At 68.4% G+C, this 25580-nt stretch carries 22 protein-coding genes; 9 read left to right on the plus strand and 13 right to left on the minus strand.

All coding sequences use genetic code 11. The features are described 5' to 3' along the window. Positions 1-234: 234 nt before the first annotated feature. Positions 235-825 (minus strand): TetR/AcrR family transcriptional regulator, encoded by a 591-nt coding sequence (locus tag RM1_RS16860; protein ID WP_092667911.1) that lies wholly within the window; start codon positions 823-825, stop codon positions 235-237. A 96-nt stretch (positions 826-921) separates the two neighbouring features. On the opposite strand from RM1_RS16860, the gene RM1_RS16865 reads away from it, so the two are divergent. Both RM1_RS16865 and RM1_RS16870 read left to right on the plus strand, forming a co-directional pair. Further along, entirely contained in the window at positions 922-1329 is a 408-nt protein-coding gene (locus RM1_RS16865; protein ID WP_072752900.1) for a VOC family protein, read from the plus strand. 243 nt (positions 1330-1572) lie between these two features. Further along, positions 1573-2364: a phosphatidylethanolamine N-methyltransferase family domain-containing protein gene (locus RM1_RS16870; RefSeq protein ID WP_072752901.1), complete on the plus strand. Its 792-nt coding sequence runs from the start codon at positions 1573-1575 to the stop codon at positions 2362-2364. A gap of 86 nt (positions 2365-2450) precedes the next feature. Here RM1_RS16870 and RM1_RS26215 read toward each other — a convergent pair whose 3' ends face one another. From RM1_RS26215 to RM1_RS16885, 3 genes are read right to left on the minus strand one after another with little or no spacing between them, the layout of a single operon-like run. Then, positions 2451-2855, minus strand: a complete 405-nt coding sequence (locus RM1_RS26215; protein ID WP_072752902.1) for a hypothetical protein — start codon at positions 2853-2855, stop codon at positions 2451-2453. After that, positions 2856-3572 (minus strand): WXG100 family type VII secretion target, encoded by a 717-nt coding sequence (locus RM1_RS16880; RefSeq protein WP_072752903.1) that lies wholly within the window; start codon positions 3570-3572, stop codon positions 2856-2858. Further along, positions 3565-3882: a type VII secretion target gene (locus tag RM1_RS16885; protein ID WP_072752904.1), complete on the minus strand. Its 318-nt coding sequence runs from the start codon at positions 3880-3882 to the stop codon at positions 3565-3567. Before RM1_RS16885 ends, RM1_RS16880 begins: the two co-directional genes overlap by 8 nt. A 101-nt stretch (positions 3883-3983) precedes the next feature. Here RM1_RS16885 and RM1_RS16890 point away from each other — a divergent pair, with 101 nt between their 5' ends. After that, entirely contained in the window at positions 3984-4595 is a 612-nt protein-coding gene (locus tag RM1_RS16890) for a hypothetical protein (protein WP_143069500.1), read from the plus strand. On the opposite strand, the gene RM1_RS16895 is transcribed toward RM1_RS16890, so the two are convergent. Continuing rightward, complete coding sequence (locus RM1_RS16895; RefSeq protein WP_027502747.1) at positions 4592-4810, minus strand: RNA-binding S4 domain-containing protein; 219 nt, start codon at positions 4808-4810, stop codon at positions 4592-4594. The two genes, RM1_RS16890 and RM1_RS16895, sit on opposite strands and share 4 nt — an antisense overlap. Before the next feature lie 47 nt (positions 4811-4857). On the opposite strand from RM1_RS16895, the gene lysX reads away from it, so the two are divergent. The 4 genes from lysX to RM1_RS16915 are packed head-to-tail and all read left to right on the plus strand — an operon-like array spanning position 4858 to position 10352. Continuing rightward, positions 4858-8214 (plus strand): bifunctional lysylphosphatidylglycerol synthetase/lysine--tRNA ligase LysX, encoded by a 3357-nt coding sequence (gene lysX, locus RM1_RS16900; RefSeq protein ID WP_072752906.1) that lies wholly within the window; start codon positions 4858-4860, stop codon positions 8212-8214. Continuing rightward, on the plus strand, positions 8211-8918 hold the full coding sequence (locus RM1_RS16905; RefSeq protein WP_245816401.1) for a DUF998 domain-containing protein: 708 nt from the start codon (positions 8211-8213) through the stop codon (positions 8916-8918). Before lysX ends, RM1_RS16905 begins: the two co-directional genes overlap by 4 nt. Continuing rightward, positions 8915-9733, plus strand: coding sequence for an alpha/beta fold hydrolase (locus RM1_RS16910; protein ID WP_245816403.1), 819 nt, complete (start codon positions 8915-8917; stop codon positions 9731-9733). The genes RM1_RS16905 and RM1_RS16910 overlap by 4 nt, the downstream gene beginning before the upstream one ends. Positions 9734-9737: 4 nt before the next feature. Then, positions 9738-10352, plus strand: coding sequence for a histidine phosphatase family protein (locus RM1_RS16915; RefSeq protein WP_072752907.1), 615 nt, complete (start codon positions 9738-9740; stop codon positions 10350-10352). Positions 10353-10368: 16 nt separating this feature from the next. Here RM1_RS16915 and RM1_RS16920 read toward each other — a convergent pair whose 3' ends face one another. Beyond that, a complete protein-coding gene (locus tag RM1_RS16920) occupies positions 10369-10665 on the minus strand; it encodes a putative quinol monooxygenase (protein WP_072752940.1) in 297 nt (98 codons plus the stop codon). Positions 10666-10962: 297 nt separating this feature from the next. Between RM1_RS16920 and RM1_RS16925 the strand changes: the two genes are divergently transcribed. Continuing rightward, on the plus strand, positions 10963-12048 hold the full coding sequence (locus tag RM1_RS16925) for an alpha/beta hydrolase (protein ID WP_343286939.1): 1086 nt from the start codon (positions 10963-10965) through the stop codon (positions 12046-12048). Here RM1_RS16925 and RM1_RS16930 read toward each other — a convergent pair. Beyond that, positions 12045-13334: a PucR family transcriptional regulator gene (locus RM1_RS16930; RefSeq protein ID WP_072752908.1), complete on the minus strand. Its 1290-nt coding sequence runs from the start codon at positions 13332-13334 to the stop codon at positions 12045-12047. The genes RM1_RS16925 and RM1_RS16930 overlap by 4 nt on opposite strands. Positions 13335-13506: 172 nt before the next feature. Then, positions 13507-14427 (minus strand): cutinase family protein, encoded by a 921-nt coding sequence (locus RM1_RS16935; RefSeq protein WP_083576784.1) that lies wholly within the window; start codon positions 14425-14427, stop codon positions 13507-13509. 193 nt (positions 14428-14620) lie between these two features. On the opposite strand from RM1_RS16935, the gene RM1_RS16940 reads away from it, so the two are divergent. Continuing rightward, on the plus strand, positions 14621-14803 hold the full coding sequence (locus RM1_RS16940; RefSeq protein WP_072752909.1) for a hypothetical protein: 183 nt from the start codon (positions 14621-14623) through the stop codon (positions 14801-14803). Between the two features lie 58 nt (positions 14804-14861). Here the strand turns inward: RM1_RS16940 and RM1_RS16945 are convergent, their stop codons facing one another. The 5 genes from RM1_RS16945 to RM1_RS16965 form a co-directional block, all read right to left on the minus strand. After that, positions 14862-16574 carry an Ig-like domain-containing protein gene (locus tag RM1_RS16945; protein ID WP_072752910.1) on the minus strand — a complete coding sequence of 571 codons (1713 nt, stop codon included), beginning with the start codon at positions 16572-16574 and terminating at the stop codon, positions 14862-14864. An 89-nt stretch (positions 16575-16663) separates the two neighbouring features. Next, the gene (locus tag RM1_RS16950) at positions 16664-18448 is read right to left on the minus strand and encodes an Ig-like domain-containing protein (protein ID WP_245816405.1); all 1785 of its coding nucleotides are present in this window, start codon (positions 18446-18448) and stop codon (positions 16664-16666) included. Between the two features lie 225 nt (positions 18449-18673). Then, positions 18674-20125 (minus strand): glutamate synthase subunit beta, encoded by a 1452-nt coding sequence (locus tag RM1_RS16955; RefSeq protein ID WP_027502758.1) that lies wholly within the window; start codon positions 20123-20125, stop codon positions 18674-18676. After that, positions 20118-24719, minus strand: a complete 4602-nt coding sequence (gene gltB, locus RM1_RS16960; protein WP_072752912.1) for a glutamate synthase large subunit — start codon at positions 24717-24719, stop codon at positions 20118-20120. Before gltB ends, RM1_RS16955 begins: the two co-directional genes overlap by 8 nt. 287 nt (positions 24720-25006) lie before the next feature. Next, positions 25007-25579, minus strand: coding sequence for a TetR/AcrR family transcriptional regulator (locus tag RM1_RS16965; protein ID WP_072752913.1), 573 nt, complete (start codon positions 25577-25579; stop codon positions 25007-25009). Position 25580: the final 1 nt, after the last annotated feature.

Genomic DNA, 25580 nt, shown 5'->3' on the forward strand with positions numbered 1-25580 from the left:
ATGCTTCGTGTCCTCCCCGTGAACCGGGAGGGAATTACTGACGCCGGGGGTTCACGTCCACGTCACGCGACGCGAAAGCCCAAGGATTCGTGGACAATTCGGACACCCCGTGCGGAGTTGTGCGCCCGATACCCATCCGGTGCCCTGCGAGCCCCGGGCGCGGTGTCCCGCCGATTGTGCAGTTGTCGGGGCATCGGCCGAGTGGGGCGTGCGGTAGGTGCACTCTCGACGAGGTCAGCGCTGCCGCAGGGAGCCCAGCAGATGGTCGAGCGTCGCCAGCGCCGATTCCCGGTCCCGACCGGGGACCTCCGACTGGGCCACCCAGAGCACCGCCTCGTTCATCGCACCGGACAGCAGGTGTGCGGCCGGTTCGGCGAGTCCGGGAGCGATTGTGCCCTCCGCCTGCAACTCGTCGAGCACCTCCTGCAGCAGGCGACCCGAGTTGGCCGCGTCGAGCTCCCGCCAGCGCTGCCAGCCGAGCACGGCAGGCGCATCGATCAGCATGATCCGATGGACCCTGCGGTCCGACCCGGCGCGGACGAACTCGTGGCAGCCCACGACGAGGGCGTCCCACAGATTCCCCGCCGCGGCCGCGGCGTGACCGACACGCTCGGCGACCTCGCGTTGCACCTGTTCCACGACGGCGTCGAACAGTCCCGCCTTGCTGCCGAAGTGGTGGTAGACCGCACCGCGCGTGAGACCGGATTGCCTTGCGACGTCGTCGAGTCCGACCGCGCCGTATCCGCGGTCGGCGAACATCTCGACGGCCACCGCGAGCAGCGCTCGCGTCGTCGTCGCGGTCTGCTCCTTCTTCGACGGACTCAATCCGACCCCTTCGCTGACCCATTGATACGTACGCAGTGTATGCGTATGGTGCAGACACATACATTGCGTACGTATCTATCGTGAACGGAGAGCCTCATGGCAAAGACGAGCTTCTATCCGGTGATCTGCACGGACACCGTCGGTGAATCGGCGGACTTCTTTCGCCGCTGGTTCGACTTCGAGTCGACATTCGAATCCGATTGGTACGTAAGCCTTCGACGCGAACCCGACCTCGAACTCGCGATCCTCGATCACACCCACGAGACCATCCCCGACGGGTACCGCTCGCGCGCACAGGGCCTCATCCTCAATTTCGAGGTCGAGGACGTGGACGCCGAGTACGAGCGCCTCGTGACACTCGGACGCCACCCCGCGGTGCTCGACATCCGCACGGAGGACTTCGGGCAGCGGCACTTCATCATCGCCGGCCCCGGCGGCATCCTCATCGACATCATCACCCCGACTCCGCCCACCGCGGAGTTCGAGCAGCAATACGTCGAGTAGGGCCCGCCCGCGTTCAATTTTCTCGGACGTTGCCGAGCGGGGCGCGCCACCGATTCGTGCGCCCCGCCTCGCCTGAGCGGCCAAACCGCGCCCTTTCCAGGGCTTGTCGCCAACGCACCGATCGCGCGATAGCGCCGCGGACAGAATCGAGACGTGGTAGAACGTGTTCCAGTTTGGTGTCGCGATCGGGCGGCTCCACCTCGAACGTGGCCGAGCCGGCCGCTCGCACGATGAAGGATCTCGATGCACTGGTACACCGGGAACACGGTCTACGACACCGTCCTGACGATCGCCTTCGCCTTCGCGGCATTCGTCATCATCGGCGGCTTCTTCGCCCAGAGTTCGTACGGCCGATTCAGCTCGACCAACCTCGGGTTCAACCTCAACCCGAAGCTGGGCTGGTGGCTGATGGAGATCCCCGCGACGGTGGTCTTCGCCATCTTCTTCCTGACAGGCCCGAACCGGTTCGAGCCCACCTCGCTGGTCCTCGCCGGGATCTGGCTGCTGCACTACGCGAACCGCGGCTGGTTCTTCCCGCTGTCGATCCGGCAGGTCCCGGGCAAGCGCAGCACCTTCAATGTCTCCGTCATCGGCATGGGCATGCTGGTGACCTGCATGCACGGCTACCTCAACGGCGCCTTCTTCAGCCACGACTACCTGAACCAGTACGGAACCGAGTGGCTGACCGACCCCCGATTCCTCATCGGCGTGGTGATCTACCTGGGCGGGTTCGCCCTGCTGGTGTCGTCCGAGTCGATCGTGCGCAATCTCCGGGACAAGCAGAACCCCGGCGCGACCGAGTACAAGATCCCGTACGGCGGCGGGTTCCGGTTCGTCACCAGCCCGGCCTACCTCGGCGAGCTCATCGCCTGGGCCGGGTTCGCCCTGCTGACCTGGTCCCTGGCGGGCGTCGTCATCTTCCTGATCACCGCGGGCAACCTGATCCCCCGAGCGATCGCGACCCACAAGTGGTACCGCGAGAAGTTCGAGGACTACCCCACCGACCGCAAGGCCCTCGTCCCGCTCGTGGTCTGACCGCCGAGCGTGCAGTTGTCGGCGTCTCCACTCGGACGATGCCCCGACAGCTGCACGCTCGACTCGTCGAGTTGAGGCGACGGGTGCTACCAGTCGGATCTCAAGACCGGACCCCGGTTCGAAAAGTAGTCGTCGTCGGCTTCGTCGACATCGGGGTGAACGGAGGCACGATCTGACCTTCGAGAATCCGACCCCAACTGGCTGAGTTGTCTGTCGCCTTCAGCGGCAAGGTCAGCTCTCTGTTCCTCGGACAACTCCGTGAACTTTCTTGCACCTGCTGCAACGAGAGGATCCAATTCCCGCGCAAAGACGGGGGATGAGGCAACATCTCGCAGCCCGCGGCGCCCGGAGAGGACGTCCTCGACCAGTTCCTTGAACTCCCTGTCATGGCTACGCTCGGACAGCTTTTGAAGAACATCCCGCAGATGCCGGGAAACTCCAGGGTCGCCTCCGGCCAGATCGATTACCGGCTCTCCACCTTCAACCTTCACCTATGCCCCCGGATGATCGTACGAAGCCCCAGGCAGCGACCCCACGTCGACGCCGTTGATTCCGGCAAGGTACCCGGCGATCAGGCCGATCGCCCCCTGCGCGACGTTCCACGCCGCAGTCCAACAAGTCACGACACTGTCCCAGGTCGCCAGAATTCGAGTGACCTGGAAGGCCGCCGCAGCACCCAGCGCAACACCGCCCACAACCGTTGCACTGAGCGCAGCTGTGGCGGCAAGCTCCACACCGAACACAATTAGTTGGTCCGTCAATGTCGAGAGCAACCCCTTGATCGCCTGCTGCGTCTCGTACATTCCCAGAGCCATCTGGTCCAGTTGACCAGCGATCGCGCTCATTCCACGGGACTGCGCATCCAAGCCGTCAGCAAGCCCTGCAAAGTAACTCGTAGCCGCGTCCGCCGCGTTGCCTCTCCACGAATGAGCCACATCTGCGGAAGCAGCCTTGACCGCATCGGCATGCGCGAGGTTGAAATCTGCGAGGTTCTTGACTGCATCACCCGCCTTGCGCACCGCTTCCCAATCGCCCGCAACCTGCTGTGCTGCGAGCTCGTACGGATTCCAATCGAAAACCGTGGTCAGGGCCTTCTCAAACCAATACGACGGACTGATGTACTGGAGGCCAACGATGTCTTCGAGTGCATCCGGAATCGGATCGGCCGCTCCTGGCTGTGCGAGGTGCGCGCTCGGTTGTTCAGTCATGCCGCGATCCGTACGTTCGGTCCAGCTCGAACGCCGTGACATTCTCGGTAGCCCGGTACATCTGAGCAGTCCTGCGCAGCTCAGAACTGGCATCCGAGTTCAGTCGTTCGAGAGTGCGATAGGTGTCGCTGAGTGAATCTCTTATCGAGGATGCGGCTTCCACTGCCGTGACGAATATCCGCCCATCACCGTAGTCAATCGCCAACCACCGGTTCAGATAGTCCAGTGCCTGCCTGGATTGCTCGGAAAGCTCGCCCATTCGCGCTGCGAACCTGTCGATATCGTCGGGTTCGACGACCAAGTCACTCATTGAATCCACCCCCGGATTCGGGACGCTACCACGCCGGGCCACCCGGCCCGTCGACGGACGAACTGGTTGCCGACTTCAACCGCGTACGCAATCATTGGCCGGTGCAAGCTGCCACGCCTCCGGAGATTCGTCTGCCGATTCGCCCACAGGCCGACGATGATCTCCACGGGCCAGCAGCAACGAAACACCTTCTGCGCGATCGAAATTACGAGTTGATCCAACCTGCGCCGGACGTATGCGTTGCGCACGGACAGGCCGCAGCAGGACGCCGCAGTACGCATTTTTCGTCAGTGCCGGTACTGCCGTTCACGGGACCGGGTTACCCCAGGTGGAAGCGCATCACTTGCTTCATCGCCTTTTGGCAAATCATCGAGTGGAACCGCATCCGCGCGCAGTCTCTTTTCCTCTGGGATGAATGGCCGTTCTGCGATGAATGCTTGCGTTACCGACGGAGGCGCTTCGGATTCTCTCTGCTGGCATTCGTAGCCGGCATATTTCTGTTCTGCACGCTCTTCGCACTCAGAGGGCGAGGCGAGGACGGGATGATGACGATCATCTTCTTCAGCTCAGTGGCAGTGTTCGTCGCAGGCCTCTTCAGCCTTCCTCAGACTGACAAACTCGCCCACGGCCGCGTCGCCATGGACGGATCGGCTCTCATCGTGTCGAATCCGCACCCCGACTTCGAGGGCGAGATTACTCAAGCGACCACCTAGCGCGACACCCGCACGCTGATCCCACCGATCTCCACCACGTCGCCCTCGTGCAACTGGCGGCCGCGGCGGACCTCTTCCTCGCCGTTCACGCTGACCAGACCGTCGGCGATGACGGCCTTGGCATCGGCGCCCGATTCGATCAGGTTCGCCAGTTTGAGGAACTGGCCGAGGCGGATCGACTCGTCGCGGATCGGTACATCTTGGGGCGCAGGCACTCGTTCATCATCCCCCACACCGCGGGAGAACCCTTCACACTGGGTAGATGACGCCGACCACCACGACCGAAACGTCGCTCGAGTCCGCTCATCCGACACCCAAGCGCCTGGGCAGACCCACCACCGGGCGCCTCAGGGAGGTGCCGCACATCGCCGGTGTGGTGATCGGCATCTACGCGACCCTGGTCTTCCTGTGGAGCATCTCCCCCGTGCTGCGGTACCTCTTCCGGGGCCCGCGCGAGTACATCGACACCTACTACTTCGACGCACCGGACACCAGCATCTCCTGGGCTTTGGTGCTGGCGCTGCTCGCGGCGGCCCTGGCCAGCCGCAAGCGCATCGCGTGGTGGTTGCTCACCATCTACCTGGTGCTCATCGCCGTCGCGAATCTCGCCCAGGCGATCGCCGACAAGGACATGAACGCGGCGCTGGCCCTCGTCGTCCACCTCGCGGTGATCGGCGTGCTCATCGCCGCGCGCAAGGAGTTCTACACGCGGGTCCGGCGCGGCGCGGGCTGGAAGGCGCTCGGGGTGCTGCTCCTCGGCCTCGCCATCGGCACCCTGGTCGGCTGGGCCCTGGTCGAGGTGTTCCCGGGAACCCTGCCGTCGGATCAGCGGCTCCTCTGGTCGCTCAACCGGGTCGCGGGCGTCGTGGTCTTGGACAATGAGCAGTTCGACGGGCGCACACACGGTTTCGTGAACACCCTGCTCGGGTTGTTCGGTGCCCTCGCACTGCTGGCCGCGGTGATCACCCTGTTCCGGTCACAGCGCTCGAACAACGCACTGACCGGGGACGACGAGTCGGCGCTGCGCGGACTGCTCGCCCGCTCGGGCGCCGACGATTCGCTCGGCTACTTCGCGACCCGCCGCGACAAGGCCGTGATCTTCGCGCCGAGCGGCAAGGCGGCGGTCACCTACCGGGTCGAACTCGGCGTCTGCCTGGCCAGCGGCGACCCGATCGGCGACGAGGAGGCCTGGCCGCACGCGGTGGACGCGTGGCTGGACCTGGCCTCCAAATACGGGTGGACCCCGGCCGTGATGGGGGCCAGCGAGCTCGGCGCCACCGCCTACGCGCGCGCCGGGCTTACCGTCCTCCAGCTCGGTGACGAGGCGATCCTGCACACCCGCGAGTTCAATCTCAACGGCCGCGAGATGCGTCAGGTCCGGCAGGCGGTCAATCGGGTTCGCAAGCAGGGCGTCACCGTCCGGATGCGACGCCATCGCGACATCCCGCCCGAGGAGATGGCGCAGGTGATCGCCAGGGCGGATGCCTGGCGCGACACCGAGACCGAGCGCGGCTTCTCGATGGCCCTTGGCAGGCTCGGCGACGTCGCCGACGGCGACTGCCTGCTGGTCGAGGCCATCGGCGAGACGGACCCGGGCGCGCAGGACTCGGCCGAGGGCGAGGTGCTCGGCATGCTCTCGCTGGTGCCGTGGGGTCCGACCGGGGTGTCGCTCGACCTGATGCGCCGGAACCCGAAGGCGCCCAACGGTGTCGTGGAGCTGATGGTGACCGAGCTCGCCACCGGCGCGGACCGGTTCGGCGTCAACAAGGTGTCGCTGAACTTCGCCGTGTTCCGGTCGGTCTTCGAGGAGGGTGCCCGGATCGGCGCCGGACCGGTGCTGCGGGTGTGGCGATCGATCCTGGTGTTCTTCTCCAAGTGGTGGCAGCTCGAGGCGCTGTACCGCTCCAACGTGAAATACCAACCGGATTGGGCCCCGCGCTACCTGTGCTTCTCCGACAGTCGGGTGCTGCCGAAGGTCGGCATGGCGTCCGCGGTGGCGGAGGGCTTCGTCACGCTGCCGCGCTTCGGGCGCCGCGACATCAGCAAGCACACCGGCACCCACGTCGCGGTGCCGCAGGCGGTGGCGGCGTCGGGGCTGCTGCACTCCGACGGCAGCGCGCCCGACGACGTCGCCACGCTCGCCACCGAGACCGTCGGCCCCCGTCGCCCGGAACAGGTCCGGGTACGGATGGACAAGCTGGACCGGATGGCCGCCGACGGCATCGACCCGTATCCGGTGGCCTACCCGCCCACCCACACCGTCGCCGCGGCCGCCTCGTCGCCGGAGGGCACCCGGGTACGGATCGCCGGGCGGCTCATGCGGATCCGCGCCTACGGCGGCGTCGCATTCGCCGAGGTCCGCGACTGGTCCGGCGACCTGCAGGTGCTGTTCGACCGAACCACCGTCGGCGACCGGCTCGACGAGTTCACCGCGGACTTCGACCTCGGCGACCTCATCGAGGTGAGCGGCACCATCGGACGCAGCCGCAAGGGCGAACTGTCCGTGCTCGCCGCCGAGTGGCGGATGAACGGCAAGTGCCTGCACCCGCTGCCGGACAAGTGGAAGGGCCTGTCCGACCCGGAGACCCGGGTGCGCCAGCGCTACCTGGACCTCGCCATCAATTCCGAGGCCAGGGACCTGCTCACCGCCCGCAGCGTGGTGGTGAAGTCGCTGCGGGACTCGCTCACCTCGCGCGCCTTCTTGGAGGTCGAGACGCCGATCCTGCAGCAGGTGCACGGCGGCGCGAACGCGGCCCCGTTCCTCACCCACATCAACGCCTACAACCTGGACCTGTACCTGCGCATCGCGCCGGAGCTCTACCTCAAGCGGCTGTGCGTGGCCGGCATGGAGCGGGTCTTCGAGATCGGCCGGGTGTTCCGCAACGAGGGGGTGGACTTCAAGCACAACCCCGAGTTCACGATCCTGGAGGCCTACGAGGCGCACAGCGACTACGAGCGGATGATGGTGCTGTGCCGGGAGTTGATCCAGGCCGCGGCGGTGGCCGCACACGGCCGGGAGGTCATCCTGCGCCCCGGACCGGACGGCGTGCCGGTCGAGGTCGACATCTCCGGCGACTGGCCGGTCAAGACCATGCACGGCGCGGTCGCCGAGAAGCTGGGCGTCGAGGTGACCCCCGAGACCCCCATCGAGGAATTGCGGCGGCTGTGCGACGAGAACGGGATCCCGCACCAGTCCGACTGGGACGCGGGCGCGGTGGCACAGGAGATGTACGAGCACCTGGTGGAGGACCAGACCGAGTTCCCCACCTTCTACACCAACTTCCCCACCTCGATGTCGCCGCTGACCCGGCCGCACCCCACCATCCCCGGCGTCGCCGCGAAGTGGGACCTGGTGGCCTGGGGCGTCGAACTCGGCACCGCCTACAGCGAGCTCACCGATCCGGTCGACCAGCGTCGGCGGCTCACCGAGCAGTCGCTGCTGGCGGCCGGCGGTGACGAGGAGGCGATGGAGCTGGACGAGGACTTCCTGCAGGCCCTCGAGCACGCGATGCCGCCGACCGGCGGGATCGGGATGGGCGTGGACCGGATCGTCATGCTCATCACCGGCGGCAGCATCCGGGAATCACTGGCGTTCCCCCTGGCCAAGCCGCGACAGTGACCGACACCGACACCGCGCCCGACACCCAGCGGTGGGTCCGCCGGATCCTGATCGGACTGCTGGCGCTCGGGGCGGTGCTGTACTCGTCCTGGATGCTGGAGTGGGTGCTGCCGACCGGCCTCGACCCGAGCCGGGCCTACGTCAGTGAACTCGCCGCGCTGGATCAGCCGTACGGCTTCCTCTTCCGCACCGGGGACCTGCTCACCGGCATAGTGCTCGCCACCGCGGCGGGGTTCGGCCTGGCGCTGCGGCCACGCCGGCTGCTGACCACGATCGGCTGGGTCGGCCTCGCGGTGTTCGCGGTCAGCACTTTCCTGGACTCCCGGATGCCGCTGGCCTGCTCCGCCCACGGCAGCAGCGAGTGCGCGAGCCGCGAGGAGGCCGGCCTGCTGCACGCCGTCCGGTCGCTCCACGCCATCACCAGCTCGGCCGCCGCGACCGCCGCGGCCGTGTCGGTGTTCGCCTTCATCCTCGCCGCTTACCGCTACGGGTGGCCGCGGCCGCTGCGTTGGTACGGGCTGGGCGTCGTCGGCCTCTACACGGTTGGCACCGTGTGGACCCTCTTCGCCGTCGACATGGACGGTCGGGGCGACGAGGTCTGGCTCCTCGGCTACGCACAGCGACTGCAGCTGATCGCGGTCACCGGCTGGATCGTGTTCGCCGCACTGATCGCCGCGCAGGAAGGCCGACGGGGTTCCACGTGAAACCACCGGGAACCTTCGTCGAGGTCGGCGGCAGATCCCTGCACATGCTGGTGGAGGGGTCCGGCCCGCCGGTGGTGCTCGTCGGCGGCCTCGCGGGCAACTGGTTCGACTGGGACGCGGTCGCGGCCCTGCTCGCCCGGGCCTGCACGGTGGTGCGGTTCGACCGGCCCGGGTTCGGGCTCAGCCCCGCCTCCGACGAGCCGCCGACGGTCCGCGGGGAAGCCGACCGGATCGGTGCGGTGCTCGACGCGGTCGGGGTGCCCGCGCCCGTGACGGTGGTGGGCCACTCGATGGGCGGCTGGTACGCCGAGGGGTTCGCCCGGACGCACCCCGGCCGGGCCGCGGCCCTGGTGCTGCTGGACACCAGCATCCCCGCGCGCCACCCCGTCGCACTCCCCCGCCGGTGGCGGCTCGGCGTCTCGACCGGCCTCGCTCGAGGCGCCTCCGCGTGCGGGCTCCAGCGGCTGGCCGGTCCATGGGTGCGCCTGGCCACCCACGGCGCTCCCGACGAGGCGGCGGTCGACTGGATCCGGCAGACCTTCACCGACCCCGACTACCTGCGATCGGCCCTGATCGAGAACGCGGCGTACCCGGACCTCGGCGTGGAGCTCGAGCAGCTCCGCCCCCTCGGCCCCCTGCCCCCGACCCTCGTGGTGGCGGCCGACTCCGGCCGGTCGCGCCGCTGGGTCCGCGCGCAGCGGCGGCTCGCCGACCGGCTCGGCGCCGGGTTCGAATCGCTGCGGCCCGCCCGGCACAACATGATGGCGGACCGTCCGGCCTCGGTCGCTGCCCTGATCGCCAGCATGACAGTCTGACCGGGTGCAACTGCTGCTGATCCGTCACGCGCTGCCCGAACGAATCCTCGCGGCCGAGTCCGCCGACGGTGCGGACCCGGGCCTCACCGCGGAGGGTCACGCGCAGGCCGGACGGCTCCCCGGCGCCCTCGACCCCTACCCGATCTCCGCGATCGTCAGCAGCCCGCAGCGACGCGCCCTCGAGACGGCGGCCCCGGTCGCGGCAGCCCGCGGACTGACCGTGGCCGCCGATGCCGGGCTCGCCGAGTACGACCACCGCCGAGCGCATTACGTGCCCATCCACGAGGCGAAGACGATCGCCCCGGAGGCCTACGCCCGCATCCTGGCCGGGCACCTCCCCGACTTCGTCGACGAGCCGGAGTTCCGGTCCCGGGTCCACGAGGGCCTGGACCGGGTGATCGCCGGGGCCGCCCACGACGACACCGTGGCCGTGTTCGCGCACGGCGGCGTCATCAACGTGTACCTGCAGGGCCTGCTCGGCCTCGACCGGCCGCTCACCTTCCCGATCGACTATGCGTCGATCACCCGTGTCCTGGTGTCCCGCAACGGCAATGCGCGGGTGGCCTCGGTGAACGAGACCGGCCACGTGCGGGACCTGCTGATCCGGCACCGCCCGTAGCGACCGGATCCCGGACTCAGACCTCGATCGGGGTCAGCGGGTGGATCTGCGGCGCACCCGCCAGGTGGGAACCGAACGTGCCCAGCGCGGCCTGCAGGTGCGGCGTCGCCATGTGCGCCTGCAGTGCCTCCTGACCGGTCCACACCTCGACCGTGACGAAAGTGCCGGGGGCCGAAGACGATTCGTACAGCTCGTAGCCGAGGCAGCCGTCCTCACCACGACTGGCGGCGGCGAGGGTGGACAGGCCGTCCCGCACGATCCGCTCCGAACCGGGCTTTGCGGCGATGGTGGCCACCACCTTCAGATCCGACATCGACTCCCTCTCCCTCACGGCCACCCCGTGCGGCCCTTTCCGGTCACGCTACTTGCCCTCGGGCGCCCTCGTCGGGCTTATCCGAACCCCAAACTGGACGCTTGTACGTAAAAACTGGACGCTCAGTACAGAAGCCGTCGGATTTCTCGTGCGGTGCGCCCGGTGGCAGGGCGGGCGATCCGCCCTAATGTCCTTGAAATGTCAGTGACCGCCATCACATTTTGACCGCGCAGGCGGCGTCAACGCCGCGCGCACCGATGACGATCGCGTTCCCTGCGAAGCCCCAAGGATGTCAACGTGACCAGCAGTGAAGTTGTGGAATTTGCCAGTGCCGGCGACCGCGAGTTCGGTCCGGTGCAGGCCCGGTTCGTCGACGGCGCCGTCGCGCCGCAGCCGGGACACCTCCCGACCACGGTTGATCGCCAGGAGATCCACGGCACCAGCATGCAGTCGCGCATGCTGGCCCACGCGCTGCGAATGACGGTCCGCCCGGTCATCTCGATGTGGGCGAAGGCGTCGACGCTGCCCTGGCCGATGAAGTTCCTCGACGACATCAGCGCCGTGATGCATCCCCCGATCGAGGGCACCCGCAGCCACACGATCCTGCTCGACAACTGCAGCGCACAGTGGGTCAAGGCGGACGGCGCCGAGAGCGATCGCGTCGTCCTCTACCTACACGGCGGCGGATTCATGTTCTGCGGGATCGGCACCCACCAGCGCCTGGTCTCGCGGATCTCGGCCGCCGCACAGGCGCCGGTCCTGATGGTCGACTACCGGATGCTCCCGGCGCACAGCATCGGCGACGCGATCGAGGACGGGGTCAACGGCTACCGCTGGCTGCTGGCCAAGGGCTACCGGCCCGATCAGATCGTCATCGCGGGCGACTCGGCGGGCGGCTACCTGTCCTTCATGATCCCGCTGGCCCTCCGCGAGCAGGGCCTGCCCGGTCCGGCAGGCATCGTGGCGCTCTCGCCCCTCACCGAGATGGATCCGGCCCGCAAGACCGAGCACCGCAACGCAGGCCGCGACGCCATGCTCCCGAGCCATGCGCTCGGCGAGCTCGCCCGCATCTCCGGCCGCACCGACAGCCGGTCGGGGTCGGTCCGCGACCTGCTGCGGATGTGCCCGGTCGACAGCGACCTGCGGGGCCTGCCGCCGGTGCTGATCCAGGTCGGGTCGCACGAGCTGCTGCTGCCGGATTCGGAGCTGATGGCCGACCGGCTCGCCGAGGCGGGCGTGCCCTGCGAGCTCCAGGTGTGGCGCAAGCAGGTGCACGTATTCCAGGCGGCCGCCGACGTGGTGCCGGAGGCACAGCGCGCGATCGACGAGATCGCCTACTTCATCAGGTCGGCGACGCGGGAACCGCTGAGCCTGGTCCGCTAGCCGCCGGTGCTCGGGGCGGCCGAATCCGGTGCCGCCTCGAGCACGGCCGCGCCGAGCCAGTGACACAGCGCCAGCGCGATCTCCAGGTCGAGACGGCCGTCTCTGAGCTTGTGCCCGAGCTGATCCTCGGCCTTGCGGAGCCGGTACACCACCGAGTTCTTGTGCATTGTCAGCTGTTCCGCGGTCGCGGTGTAGCTGGCACCGTTGGCCAGGAACACGCGGATCGTCTCGCGCAGCCGCTCGCTCGCGGCATCGTCCACGGCCAACGATCCGAGGATGTCGCGCACCCATCTCACGGTGGCCGGCATGTCCGCGCACATCAGCGCGATCGCGCCGACCTCCGTGCTGGAGACGACGAGCGGACCGTGACGCGCCGAGTTCTTCGCCACCAGCTGCGCCGACATCGCCTGCTCGTGGGTGCGCCGGAACCCGGCCACCCCCTCGGCAGGCACCCCGAACGCGATCGTGACCGGGCGCTCCCAGCCGGCCACGATCGGCTCGATCGCCGAGAGGTCGACCGACGCCGCGACGGACAACCAGGCCCACGCCTCGTTGTCGGCGCGCGGCAGGACCAGTGGCGGCCCTGCGCAGCCGAGCCCTTTCGCGAGGGCGCCGACCGAACGCTCGAGGAAGCCCGTCTCGTCGTCACCGGATCCGGCGTGCTCGGTCGACAGCACCATGCCCAGATGGCGCTGGGACAGCCGGTATCCGAGGGTCAGTTCGGCGGCGGGCAGGTCCGTGACCCGGCCCGTCAGGAGCGTTCCGATGCAGGCTTCCCGCGAGACGCTGCTGCGACGCAGCCACTGTTCACGCTCGACCTCGTAGGCGGCCGCCAGCTGGTGCGCCACCCGGTCGCCGTAACCGGCGGTGTCGGTCATGATCAGCACCGCCGCCTGCGCGACCACCGCGGCATCGTCGGTGAGCAGTTCCATCTGCTCGAGGCACCACCGCATCACGGTGTCGGTGGACAGGCGGTTGGCCCGCTCCATCGCAGCGGGCGAGACCCCGCGTTGCGCGAGTCGCCGCACGTGCTCGAACGCCGCAGCCGGTGCATCCGTTCGCCCCGCCTCGATCCGGTGCTGCAGGATCTGGCGGATCGACGCCAGCGACTCCACCGTGGCGGCGGCCTGCATGGTGGCGATCAGCGGATCCCGGGCCTCCTCCATCTCCGAGGTCAGCCGGTCGATCACCCGCGCCGCGAGTTCCTCGCTCTGCGTCTCCATCGCCGACGCGAGCGCGACAACGAGCTCCCGCGCACCCAAGGCCGCTTCACTTGACGATCGCATGCCGCTGCTCCCTCACGCCCGACCGGCTGTCCGCCGGTCGCAGGCATTGTGCCGGACCCTGCTCTCCTTGACCAGAGAAACCGGTGAGTCCGGCGCCGGGGCCGGTCGATCACGCGATGAAGCGGGTTCATCGCGGGATCGGAGGCGGTGACGGGGAGCAACCCCTCGGGGATCAGGCGCGGTCGCGCAGCCAGCCGGCCAGCCAGGAGGTCGGGGTGTTCCCGGCGGCGTCGACCGCGTAGCCCTGGTAATCCTGGTGGGCGCCGGACCCGTAGAACCGCTCGAGCTGCTTACGGCGGCCCTTGTTCGCCTCGTCGGTGAGCTGGTTCTGCAGGGTCGGGATGCCGCCCGCGCCGAGCAGGTCGTTCCAGATCATCGTCGCCTCGTCGCCGTAGCGCGGCGAATCCGAGGAGCCGGGATCCGAGTTCTGCGCGAGGAATCCGGCCAGCCTGGTGACGAAGTCGGTGCGCTCGGTCGCGCAGTACAGGTCCCCTGGTGCGCAGAAGGTCACCGTGCGATCGCTGAGCCAGCCGAAACCGCCGATTCGCGGGCCGCCCGAGCCGATGCCCGGCACGGCCGGGCCGATCAGCACATCGCTGTCCGCGCGGCGCGGGTCGGACAGCAGCCCGACGGCCGCCACCCTCTCGGGCCGGATGGTGCTGGTGCCGGTGCCGATCTCCGCGGCCAGATCGCCTGCCGCGTCCGCACCCTGGCTGTAGCCGATGATGCCGAAACGTGTGTTGGCGCAGTCCCGTTGCATCGCTTCGAGCATGCCCCGCGCGTTATCGGTGGCCTGCTTCTTCGACGCCCCGTACACCTCGGCCTCCCACGGGAACGCGGTCGCCGCATAGGTGACGTAGTCGGCCCGGATCTTCGACGCGGGAAGCGCATTCGTCACGGCGGCGAGCATGCCGGGGCCGGGACGCTTGTCCGGCTGCGTTGACGTCTCCCAGGTACCCGGGACGGCCACCACGTACATACTCGGGCAATTGCCTGCCGCCGGAGCGGCCTGGGCGGCCGTACCGGAGAGCACCGTCCCCACGGTGGCAGCAGCAAACGCGGACAGCACTGCGATGGACTTCTTCAGGCGCATTGTGCGAGCCCCCTCTTTCCTTCCGATTCCCGGCCTGGCCAGCACATGCTGCCATCGGGAGGTATCAAAAAGATGCACAGACGATTAACGAGACGCTACCGCAACCACCGGTGATCTCGCGCGCCGATCCCACCCTCTGCGACGCCTCCGGGGCGGCCGCGGGCGAGAGCCCGCCTGCGGGCAGAATCGAACCATGGTCGACACACCCGTGATCCTGACGATCGTCTCCGTCTGCGTCGGGTTCATCCTGTTCGTGACCGCCGCCAGCGGTGCCCGCGGACGCTGGCGGCGCGGCGTGGTGATCGCCCTCTTCGCGGCCGCGATCTGCTGCCTGACGGTCGTTCCGCTGACCGTCGCGCTCACCGCAGGGGTGTAGCGAGCGCGGGTGCGCCGCCGGCCGTGAGCCGACGACGCACCCGGGCACTCGGCCTCGATCAGGAGCCGAAGATGCTCTCCAGGCTGCCGAGTCCGCCGCCGTTCCCCGGACCGGTTGCGCCGGGCACCGTCAGCGTCTGCGGAGCCGAGGCGGAACTGGTGAACCCGGCGTCACCGGTGAACTCCGCCGTGACGTTGTAGGTGCCGGAGTTGTGGAACGTGGTGGGCAGCGTCGCCACCCCGTCGACCACGTCGACCGGACCACCGATCAGCGAGGTGCCGATCTTGAACTGCACCTTGCCCTTGGCGTTGGCCGGGTCGACCGTCGCCCTCAGCGTCACCGGGACGTTCTTCTCCACGGTGCCGGGTGCCGCGAGGGTGGTGGTGGTCTCCACGTCCGCGGGCGCGGGCGTGGTGACGCTCACCGGGAAGGCGAGCGAGGTCGACGGCGCGAAACCCTGTGCACCGCTGAACTTCGCGACCACCCGATGGGTGCCCGTCGTGGTGAAGGTGTACGGGGCGACGGCGATGCCGTCGGTGCCGACCATGCCGGTCACCGGGGCCCCACCGTCGACGATGAAGTTCACCGTTCCGCCGGTGCCGGCGGGGGTGACCCGCGCCGTGAGGTTCACGTCCTGGCCGACCTTGGCGTCGGCCGGGGCCTCCACCGTGGTGGTGGTCACCGTGTCCGGCGGCGCGTCGGTGGTGACCTTGACGATCTTGGCCGCGGAGGTGGATCCCACGAATCCGGGTGCGCCGGAGTAGACCGCGGTGATCGAGTGGTCGCCGTCGGCGGTGAACGTCGTCGTGAGGGCCGCGCTGCCGCCTGCCACCGCGATCGGGTCGTCGAGCGTGGCGTCACCGTCCTTGAACTGCACCGTGCCCCCGTTTGCCGCGGGAGCGACGTTGGCGGTCAGGGTGACCGGGGTGCCGTTCTTGGCGGTGCCAGGGCCGGCGAGCGTGGTGGTGGTGGCCTTGTCCGCCTCGGTGATGCTGGTCGTCGCCAGCGGGCCCGCACCCCCGTTGAGGGGCGCGGTCTCGCTGTCACGCGGGGTGCACTGGGTCGGGGCCCATGCGGTGATGATCAGCGTCGCCTTCGGCAGGAACGTCAGGAAGTTCTTGTCGTTGGCCCACTTCCCCGCGTCACCGCCGGTGCGCAGCTTGATCTGGACGTTGCCAGAGGCCCCGGCCCGCAGTCGAGCCTTGACCTTGGGCAGCTGGAAGGTGGTGTTCGCGCCGCTCGCCGCGGGTGCGACGATGCCGCCCTCGGAGTTCTTGCTGGAGTTGGGACCGTTACCGATGACGGCGTTGTTGCCCGAGAGACGAATGATCGTCCCGTTGGGGTCGACAGTGCCGTTCTCGTTGACCCGCAAGACATTAGGTGCGACACCACTGAGTCCGGAACTGGTTCCCGGGACGATGTCCGCACCGAGGAACTCCGCGTTCTGCGGCACGTCGACGTCGATCTTGATCCGCGAGACGTTCTGCACGCTCGCCCCCGACACCGAGTTGGGGTAGGTGATCGGCGGGGGCGCGATGGTGACCTCGTACTCCTGACCGGCATCCACCGTCGTGGGGGCGTCGATCGTCACCGACGACGGCTGCGCCTGCACGGTCGGTCCGGCGACGGCCGACGGGGTCGCGAGGCAGGCGGCCGTGAAGTTGGTGGTGATCGGGGCGGCCTGGGCGGGCATGCCACCGAACACGGTGATCCCGACGACGGCCGCCGCGGTGATCGGGGTCGCTATCCGCCGAATTCTTCTGTTCTGCATGAATTCTCCTGAGATAGGGAAAGTCTGGATCCCACCCGGGCCCTGGGCGTGCACGCGTCACGCCCAGGGCCGGTGGTGGGGTGGGTCGGCTAGCTACCGAAGAGGCTGGACAGTGATCCCGTGTCGAGGCTGCCCGTGCCACCGGGGGTGCCTGCGGCCGCGACGTTCACCACGGACGGCCCGGACACCGAGTCCTTGAACCCGGCGCCGCCGACGAAGGTGGCGGTGACGCCGAAGGTGCCCTCCTCCGCGAAGGTGTGCGACATCGTGGCCACGCCGTTGACGACGGCCACCGGGCCACCGATCGGGGTGGTGCCGACCTTGAACTGCACGGTGCCGTTGGCACCCGCGGGCGCGACAGTCGCCTTGAACTGCATGGCCTGTCCGACGGCCGCGTTGCCGGTGACCGCGAGGGCCGTGGTGGTGGCCTCACGGGTGTCCGGCTCGTTCACGGTGACGGTGAAGCCACTCGAGGTGGATCCGGTGAAGCCGGTGGTCCCCGTGAACTCGGCGACCACGTTGGCGGTGCCCGCGGCGCCGAAGGTGTGCGGCAGGATGGCGACGCCGTCACCGGTGCCCACCGGTGCTGTGCCCACCTCCGTGCCGTTGACCAGGAACTTGACGGTGCCGCCGGTCGGGATCGGGTGCACGGTGGCCGACAGGTTCACCGAGGTACCGACGACCGCGGTGACCGGCTCGAGCACGGTGGTGGTGGTGCCCCAGTCGGCGTCCTTGACGGTCAGCTCGGCAGGCGGGGACACCGAGTCGGTGTAGCCGGCGGTGCCGGTGAAGACGCCGACGAAGCTGTGGGTGCCCGCCTCGTCGAACTTGCGGGTGATCGAGGCCGTGCCGTTGACCACGGGGACCGGTTCGCCGACGTTGGTCGCGCCGTCCTTGAACTGCACGGTGCCGACCGCGGTCGCGGGGGTGACCGTCGCGGTGACCTGGACGTCGTCGCCGACCAGCGCGGTGGCCTGGACCTGGATCGCGGTGGTGGTGTCGGCGGTGACGTCGACGGTCTTCACCCCGGAGGTCGAGTCGTGGAAGCCGGGACCGGCGGTGAACACGGCGGAGATGTTGTGCGCGCCAACCGAGTCGAAGGTGTGCGACAGCGTCGCGTTGCCGTTGGCCACGCCGACGGGGCCGCCGATGTTCGCGGCACCGTCCTTGAACTGCACGGTGCCGACCGCGTTGGCGGGCCCGACGTTGGCGGTGAGGTCGACCGGGGTGCCGGTCTTGGCGGTCGCGGGGACCTGCAGGTCCGTTGTGGTGTTCACGGCGGGGTCGACGACACGTACCCACGCGCCCGCGGGGTTGGCGCCCGACTGCGTGCTGAACGCATAGACGTCGAACACGAAGCCGGCGTTGTAGTCGCCGAAGGCCTGGGTCGTGGGGATCTGGTAGGTGACGTCGAAGTTCACGTTGTCCAGGTAGCCCTTGGTGCCCAGGATCGGCACCGAGTTGCAGCCGCCGCCGGTGCACGTCGCCTTGACGCCCGCGGCGCCCTCGTTGGTGACGTTCGACTGCTTGCTGATCGTGTGCGAGAGGTACTGGAAGCCCGCGGGCTGGATCTGCCGGATCGCGGTCATGTACCGGCCGATGCCCGCGGTCTTCCAGATCTTGGCGGTGTAGGTCACGGTGTCGCCCGGGTGGACGACGTTGACACCCGGCGTTGCGGGGTTGACCGCGGTCCCGTTCACGGCGGTCAGGCTGAGGTTCCAGCGCAAGTTGTCGGCCGTCTTGTCGCCCGACGACGCGGGCGGCGGGGGTGTCTCCTGAGCGGCGGCGGTGGCCGCACCGCCGAGCATCAGTGTCATCGCGGCACCGGCCGCTATGAGGGGTGTCGCGAGGCGACGGGTCATGGACAAGAGCACGGTTACCTCCTGAACGGCCCACCGGAGTGGGTTTGCAGTGGCGTGACTCACATCACAGAATCGGCCGAAGCCTAACCGTCACCAAACCGAGACGTCCCCGCTTTTCTGAACATTCGTCCATCTGACCGACAGCGCCGGAAATCACCCATTACGCAGCAAACCCGCCGCCCCGAGTGGTCGGGACGGCGGGTTGCCGTTCGGTTACAGGCCGTTACCGGCCCGTGATCATCGCTGCGGTGCCGCCGTGGGAACGATCGGCGAGGGCAGCGAGGTCTCGCCCTCGAGGAACTTGTCGACGGCGGCCGCGCAGGCGCGACCCTCCGCGATGGCCCACACGATGAGCGACTGGCCGCGGCCCATGTCACCGGCCACGAACACGCCGTCCACGTTGGTCGCCCACTCGCCGGAACGGGTCACGTTGCCGCGCTCGTTCAGGTCGACGCCCAGGTCCGTCAGCAGGCCCGGCTTCTCCGGTCCGACGAAGCCCATCGCCAGCAGCACCAGGTCGGCCTCGAGCTCGAAGTCGGTGCCCTCCTGCTTCTCGAAGCGGCCGCCGACCATCTTGACCTCGTGGGCCTTGAGCCCGGTGACCTTGCCGTCCGCGCCGGTGAACTGCTCGGTGTTGACCGCGAACACCCGCTCGCCACCCTCCTCGTGCGCCGAGGAGACCCGGTACATGAGCGGGTACGTCGGCCACGGGGTGGAGTCCGCGCGGGCCTCCGGCGGACGCGGCATGATCTCGAACTGGTGCACGAGCTCCGCGCCCTGGCGCAGCGAGGTGCCGAGGCAGTCCGCGCCGGTGTCACCGCCGCCGATGATGACGACCTTCTTGCCCTCGGCGGTGATCGACGGTGCATCCGCATCGCCGAGCTGCACGCGGTTGGCGATCGGCAGGAACTCCATCGCCTGATGGATGCCGTCCAGCTCGCGGCCGGGGATCGGGAGGTCACGAGCCTCGGTGGCGCCACCGGCCAGCACGACGGCGTCGAAGTCCGCACGCAGCTGCTCGGCCGAGATGTCCACGCCGACATTGACTCCCGGGCGGAAGATGGTGCCCTCGGACTCCATCTGGACCAGGCGCCGGTCGATGTGGCGCTTCTCCATCTTGAACTCGGGGATGCCGTAGCGCAGCAGACCACCGATGCGGTCGGCACGCTCGAACACGGTCACGGTGTGACCGGCCCTGGTCAGCTGCTGGGCGGCGGCCAGGCCGGCAGGCCCGGAGCCGACGATCGCGATCTTCTTGCCGGTCAGGCTGGACGGCCGAACCGGCTTGACCCAGCCCTCGTCGAAGGCGCGGTCGATGATCTCGACCTCGACCTGCTTGATGGTGACCGCATCCTGGTTGATGCCGAGCACGCAGGACGCCTCACAGGGCGCCGGGCACAACCGACCGGTGAACTCCGGGAAGTTGTTGGTCGCGTGCAGACGGTCGATGCTGTCGCGCCAGCGATCCTTGTGCACCAGGTCGTTCCACTCGGGGATCAGATTCCCGAGCGGGCAACCGTTGTGGCAGAACGGGATACCGCAGTCCATGCATCGGCTGGCCTGGGTGCGGAGGGTCTTCGAATCGAAGTCCTCGTACACCTCCTTCCAGTCCATCAGCCGCAGCGGCACCGGCCGCCGGACCGGCAGTTCGCGCGAGGTGTGCTTGAGGAAGCCGGTTGGATCACCCACGAGCTGCCTCCATGATTGCCTCGTCCACGTCAGTTCCGTTCTTCTTCGCGGTGTCGATCGCCACGAGCACCTTCTTGTAATCGCGCGGCATCACCTTCACGAAGTGATTCACCTGCTGAGACCAGTCCGAGAGGATGCGGGCGGCAACCTCGGACCCGGTCTCGTCCCGGTGCCGTTCGATGGCACCCTTCAGCCAGCCGAAGTCCTCGTGCTCGAGATCCTCGAGATCGACCAGTTCCGTGTTGAGATCCTTCTCGAAGGACTTGTCCGGGTTGTAGACGAACGCCACGCCACCGGACATGCCGGCACCGAAGTTGCGTCCGGTCGCGCCGAGCACGACCACCCGTCCGCCGGTCATGTACTCGCAGCCGTGGTCGCCCACGCCCTCGACCACGGCCGTCGCGCCGGAGTTCCTGACCGCGAAACGCTCGCCCGCGATGCCGCGGATCAGGGCCTCGCCGCCGGTGGCGCCGAACAGGATCACGTTGCCCGCGATGATGTTCTCCTCGGCGACGAACCCGTCGGCGGCCTGCAGCGGCGGGCGCACCACGATGCGTCCACCCGACAGTCCCTTGCCGACGAAGTCGTTGGCGTCGCCGAAGAGCCGCAGCGTCATGCCCTTCGGGACGAAGGCGCCGAAGCTGTTGCCCGCCGATCCGGTGAAGGTGATGTCGATGGTGTCCTCGGGCAGGCCCGCACCGCCGTACACCTTGGTCACCTCGTGGCCGAGCATGGTGCCGACCGTCCGGTTGACGTTGGTGATCTTCGACTCGAACTTCACCGGCTGACCGCTGTCGATGGCCGCACGACTCTGTGCGATCAACTGCTGGTCGAGGGCCTTCTCGAGACCGTGATCCTGCGAACCGGTGCAGTACAGATCCTGGTCCATGAAGCCCGACTCGGTCTTCGCCAGGATCGGCGACAGGTCCAGCTTGGACGCCTTCCAGTGCTCGAGGGCCTTGGTGGTGTCCAGCGCGTCGACCTGGCCGACAGCCTCGTTGACGGTGCGGAAGCCGAGCTCGGCGAGCAGCTCACGCACCTCCTCCGCGATGAACATGAAGAAGTTCTCCACGAACTCGGGCTTGCCCGCGAAACGCTTGCGCAGCACCGGGTTCTGGGTCGCGACGCCAACGGGGCAGGTGTCGAGGTGGCACACGCGCATCATGATGCAGCCGGAGACCACCAGCGGCGCGGTGGCGAATCCGAACTCCTCGCCGCCGAGCAGCGCGGCGATGACCACGTCGCGGCCCGTCTTGAGCTGACCGTCGACCTGCACCACGATCCGGTCGCGAAGACCGTTGAGCAGCAGCGTCTGCTGGGTCTCGGCGAGGCCGAGCTCCCACGGCGCGCCCGCGTGCTTGACCGAGGTCAGCGGGGTGGCGCCGGTGCCACCGTCGTGACCGGAGATCAGCACCACGTCGGCGTGCGCCTTCGAGACACCCGCCGCGACCGTGCCGACACCGACCTCGGAGACCAGCTTGACGTGGATGCGAGCCGCGGGGTTCGCGTTCTTCAGGTCGTGGATCAGCTGCGCGAGATCCTCGATCGAGTAGATGTCGTGGTGCGGCGGCGGCGAGATGAGGCCGACGCCAGGGGTGGACCCGCGCACCTCGGCGACCCACGGGTACACCTTGTGCGGCGGCAGCTGGCCGCCCTCGCCGGGCTTGGCACCCTGCGCCATCTTGATCTGGATATCGGTGCAGTTGCTGAGGTAGTGCGCGGTCACGCCGAACCGGCCGGACGCGACCTGCTTGATCGCGGACCGGCGCCAGTCGCCGTTCGCCTCGACCTCGAAGCGCGAGGGGTGCTCTCCGCCCTCACCCGAGTTGGAGCGACCGCCGAGACGGTTCATCGCGATGGCCAGCGTCTCGTGCGCCTCGGCGGAGATCGAGCCGTAGCTCATCGCACCGGTCGAGAAGCGCTTGACGATCTCGGAGGCGGGCTCCACCTCGTCGATCGAGATCGGCTGGCGCACACCGCTCTTGAACTTGAACAGGCCACGAAGGGAGGCCAGGCGCTCCGACTGGTCGTCGACGAGCTTGGTGTACTCCTTGAAGATCTCGTACTGGCCGGTGCGGGTGGCGTGCTGGAGCTTGAACACCGTGTCCGGGTTGAACAGGTGGTATTCGCCCTCACGGCGCCACTGGTACTCGCCGCCCACCTCGAGCTCGCGGTGCGCGCGCTCCTCGGGACGGTTCAGGTACGCGGACGCGTGCCGGATCGAGATGTCCGCGGCGAGCTCGTCCAGGCCGATGCCGCCCAGGTGCGAGTTCAGACCGGTGAAGTACTCGTCCACCAGCTCCTGCGACAGGCCGATCACCTGGAACAGCTGCGCGCCGGTGTAGGAGGCGAGCGTGGAGATGCCCATCTTGGACATCACCTTCAGCACGCCCTTGCCCGCGGCCTTGATGTAGTTCTTGACCGCGTCCTCGAAGGTGATACCGGTGAGGTCGCCGCCCTCGATCATGTCCTCGATCGTCTCGAAGGCCATGTACGGGTTGATGGCCGCGGCACCGAAGCCGACGAGCGTGGCCATGTGGTGCACCTCGCGGGCGTCACCGGTCTCGATGACGAGTCCGACCTTGGTGCGCGAGCGCTCGCGGACCAGGTGGTGATGCACGGCCGAGGTCAGCAGCAGCGACGGGACCGGGGCGAACGTCTCGTTCGAGTTCCGGTCGGACAGCACGATGATCCGGGCCCCGCCCGCGATCGCCTGCGAGACCTGGAAGCGGATGTCGTCGAGCGCCTTGCGCAGGCCCTTGCCGCCGTCGGCGACCCGGTACAGGCCGGGCACGACAACCGAACGCAGGCCGGGGAAGTCACCGTCGTCGTTGACGTGGACCAGCTTGGCGAGGTCATCGTTATTGAGGATCGGCTGCGGCAGCGCGAGCAGGCGGCAGGACGCCGGGCCCGGGTTGAGCAGGTCGCCCTCCGGTCCCATGCTGCCGCCGAGGCTGGTGACGACCTCTTCGCGGATCGCGTCCAGCGGCGGGTTGGTCACCTGCGCGAACAGCTGCGAGAAGTAGTCGAACAGCAGGCGCGGACGAGCCGACAGGACCGCGATCGGGGTGTCGGTGCCCATCGAACCGAGCGCCTCACCGCCGGTCTTGGCCATCGGCGCGATGAGGACGTTCAGCTCCTCGTTGGTGTACCCGAACATCTGCTGACGGATCAGCACCCGCTCGTGGTTCATGTGCACGTGGTCGCGCTCGGGCAGGTCGGCCATGTGGACCAGCCCGGCGTCGAGCCACTCCTGGTAGGGGTGCTCGGCCGCCAGCTCCGACTTGATCTCGTCGTCGCTGATGATCCGGCCCTGCGCGGTGTCGACGAGGAACATCCGGCCCGGCTGCAGGCGGACCTTCTTGATCACCTTCGAGGGGTCGATGTCGAGGACGCCGACCTCGGAGGCCATCACGACCAGTCCGTCGTCGGTCACCCAGATGCGGCTCGGGCGCAGACCGTTGCGGTCCAGCACGGCGCCGATCACGGTGCCGTCGGTGAAGCACACCGAGGCGGGTCCGTCCCACGGCTCCATCAGCGCGGAGTGGTACTCGTAGAACGCCCGGCGGGCCGGGTCCATGCTCTCGTGCCGCTCCCACGCCTCGGGGATCATCATCAGCACGGCGTGCGGGAGGCTGCGGCCACCGAGGTGCAGCATCTCGAGCACCTCGTCGAAGCGCGCGGTGTCGCTGGCGCCCGGGGTGCAGATCGGGAAGATCTTCTCGATCGCACCCTCGCCGAACACGTCGGACTCGATGAGCGACTCGCGAGCGCGCATCCAGTTCTCGTTGCCGGTGACGGTGTTGATCTCACCGTTGTGCGCGACGCGCCGGAACGGGTGCGCCAGCGGCCACGACGGGAAGGTGTTGGTGGAGAAGCGCGAGTGCACGAGGCCGAGCGCCGACTCCATCCGCTCGTCCTGGAGGTCGAGGTAGAAGCTCTTGAGCTGCGGCGTGGTGAGCATGCCCTTGTAGACGAAGGTCTGGCCGGACAGGCTCGGGAAGTACACCGACTCGCGGCCGGGGCCGTCCTCGCCTGCTCCGCCGTCGCCGAGCTCGTGCTCGACGCGCTTGCGGATCACGTAGGCGCGCCGCTCCAGGGCCACGCCGGTGACCGACGCGTCGGCCGCGGCGACGAAGACCTGCCGGAACGTGGGCATCGCCTCGCGCGCCATCGCACCGAGCGAGGAGTCGTCGGTGGGGACCTCGCGCCAGCCGAGGACCGTCAGGCCCTCTTCGGCGACGATCTTCTCCACGCCTGCGGCGGCCTCGTCGGCGGCCGCGGCGGCCTGCGGGAGGAACCCGATGCCGGTCGCGTAGGCGCCCTCGGCGGGCAGGTCGAAGTCGACGACCGCGCGCAGGAACGAGTCAGGGACCTGCAGCATGATGCCCGCGCCGTCGCCGGTGTTCGGCTCGGAACCGGCAGCACCACGGTGTTCGAGGTTCACCAGCGCGGTGATGGCCTTGTCGACGATGTCGCGGCTGCGGCGACCATGCATGTCGACGACGAACGCGACACCACAGGCGTCGTGCTCGTTCGCGGGGTCATAGAGGCCCTGGGGTCCGTGAGACCTGTGGCCTGGAAATTGCTTCATACCTAGCCTTCGTGTGCGTCAGATGCACAGACGACCAGCAACGCTGATGGCCATCACGTGGCAATACAAAGCGCCGACGCAACACTGGGCCGGCGCGCCCATTCAGCTGCGGCGGCAGACGGTGATCGGGATGTGTCCCCGCCTCCGCCGACGTGGCTGAGTGACTATCTGGACGGTTGTGTGTCCAGCATGTTCCGAACACGATAATTCAGCACCCCCGTGCCGCGCCAACTTAGGTTAGCCTTTTTGGCCGCCTGACCAGTGCATAGACCGGGAACTCGCGGCACTCATGGGCGGCCAGGATCCGCACCGAGCAGGGCGCATGTGAGCGCCGCGATCTCACTCGCGGGATCGAATTGTGCTGCGGGCGTTGATAACTGGTGAAGGATCATCCCGTCCAGGTAGTCCGCCAGGATTCGGCATCCCCGATCCGGCTCGGCCGCCCCGAGCCCGGCCAGCAGGTCCGTCGCCCAGGTGAGTAGTTCGGCCCTGGCCCGGCCGAGCGGGGTCGCCAACTCCGGCTCCGCCACCGCGGCGACGAACAACGCGTACCGGGCAGCGGTCCGAACCCGGTCCGGCCCGGTCGCCGACCTGACGAACCCGGCCAGCCCGGCGGCGAACTCGTCCACCGAGGTGGGCCTCGGCACCGCCGCGAGCGCGCGCCAGTCCTCGCGATCGCGCTCGACCAGCCGGAACATGACGGCCTCCAGCAGCGATCCCCTGGTCCGGAAGTAGTTCGAGGTGGATCCCTGCGGGATGCCGGCGACCTCGTCGACGGCCCGGTGCGTGAGCCCGCGCATGCCGCGCGTGCCGAGCACCTCGATGGCGGCGTCGAGGACGCGTTCACGCTTACCGGACATA

Source organism: Rhodococcus maanshanensis NBRC 100610 (assembly GCF_001894865.1).
Classification (GTDB): Bacteria; Actinomycetota; Actinomycetes; order Mycobacteriales; family Mycobacteriaceae; genus Rhodococcus_G; species Rhodococcus_G maanshanensis.

What these genes read in the sequence shown, in the direction of transcription:
- RM1_RS16865 (WP_072752900.1), top strand. Translation starts at nt 922, where the DNA reads ATGGCAAAGACGAGCTTCTATCCGGTGATCTGCACGGACACCGTCGGT.
- RM1_RS16870 (WP_072752901.1), top strand. Translation starts at nt 1,573, where the DNA reads ATGCACTGGTACACCGGGAACACGGTCTACGACACCGTCCTGACGATC.
- RM1_RS16880 (WP_072752903.1), bottom strand. Translation starts at nt 3,572, where the DNA reads ATGACTGAACAACCGAGCGCGCACCTCGCACAGCCAGGAGCGGCCGAT.
- RM1_RS16885 (WP_072752904.1), bottom strand. Translation starts at nt 3,882, where the DNA reads ATGAGTGACTTGGTCGTCGAACCCGACGATATCGACAGGTTCGCAGCG.
- lysX (WP_072752906.1), top strand. Translation starts at nt 4,858, where the DNA reads ATGACGCCGACCACCACGACCGAAACGTCGCTCGAGTCCGCTCATCCG.
- RM1_RS16920 (WP_072752940.1), bottom strand. Translation starts at nt 10,665, where the DNA reads ATGTCGGATCTGAAGGTGGTGGCCACCATCGCCGCAAAGCCCGGTTCG.
- RM1_RS16930 (WP_072752908.1), bottom strand. Translation starts at nt 13,334, where the DNA reads ATGCGATCGTCAAGTGAAGCGGCCTTGGGTGCGCGGGAGCTCGTTGTC.
- RM1_RS16935 (WP_083576784.1), bottom strand. Translation starts at nt 14,427, where the DNA reads ATGCGCCTGAAGAAGTCCATCGCAGTGCTGTCCGCGTTTGCTGCTGCC.
- RM1_RS16940 (WP_072752909.1), top strand. Translation starts at nt 14,621, where the DNA reads ATGGTCGACACACCCGTGATCCTGACGATCGTCTCCGTCTGCGTCGGG.
- RM1_RS16945 (WP_072752910.1), bottom strand. Translation starts at nt 16,574, where the DNA reads ATGCAGAACAGAAGAATTCGGCGGATAGCGACCCCGATCACCGCGGCG.
- gltB (WP_072752912.1), bottom strand. Translation starts at nt 24,719, where the DNA reads ATGAAGCAATTTCCAGGCCACAGGTCTCACGGACCCCAGGGCCTCTAT.
- RM1_RS16965 (WP_072752913.1), bottom strand. Translation starts at nt 25,579, where the DNA reads ATGTCCGGTAAGCGTGAACGCGTCCTCGACGCCGCCATCGAGGTGCTC.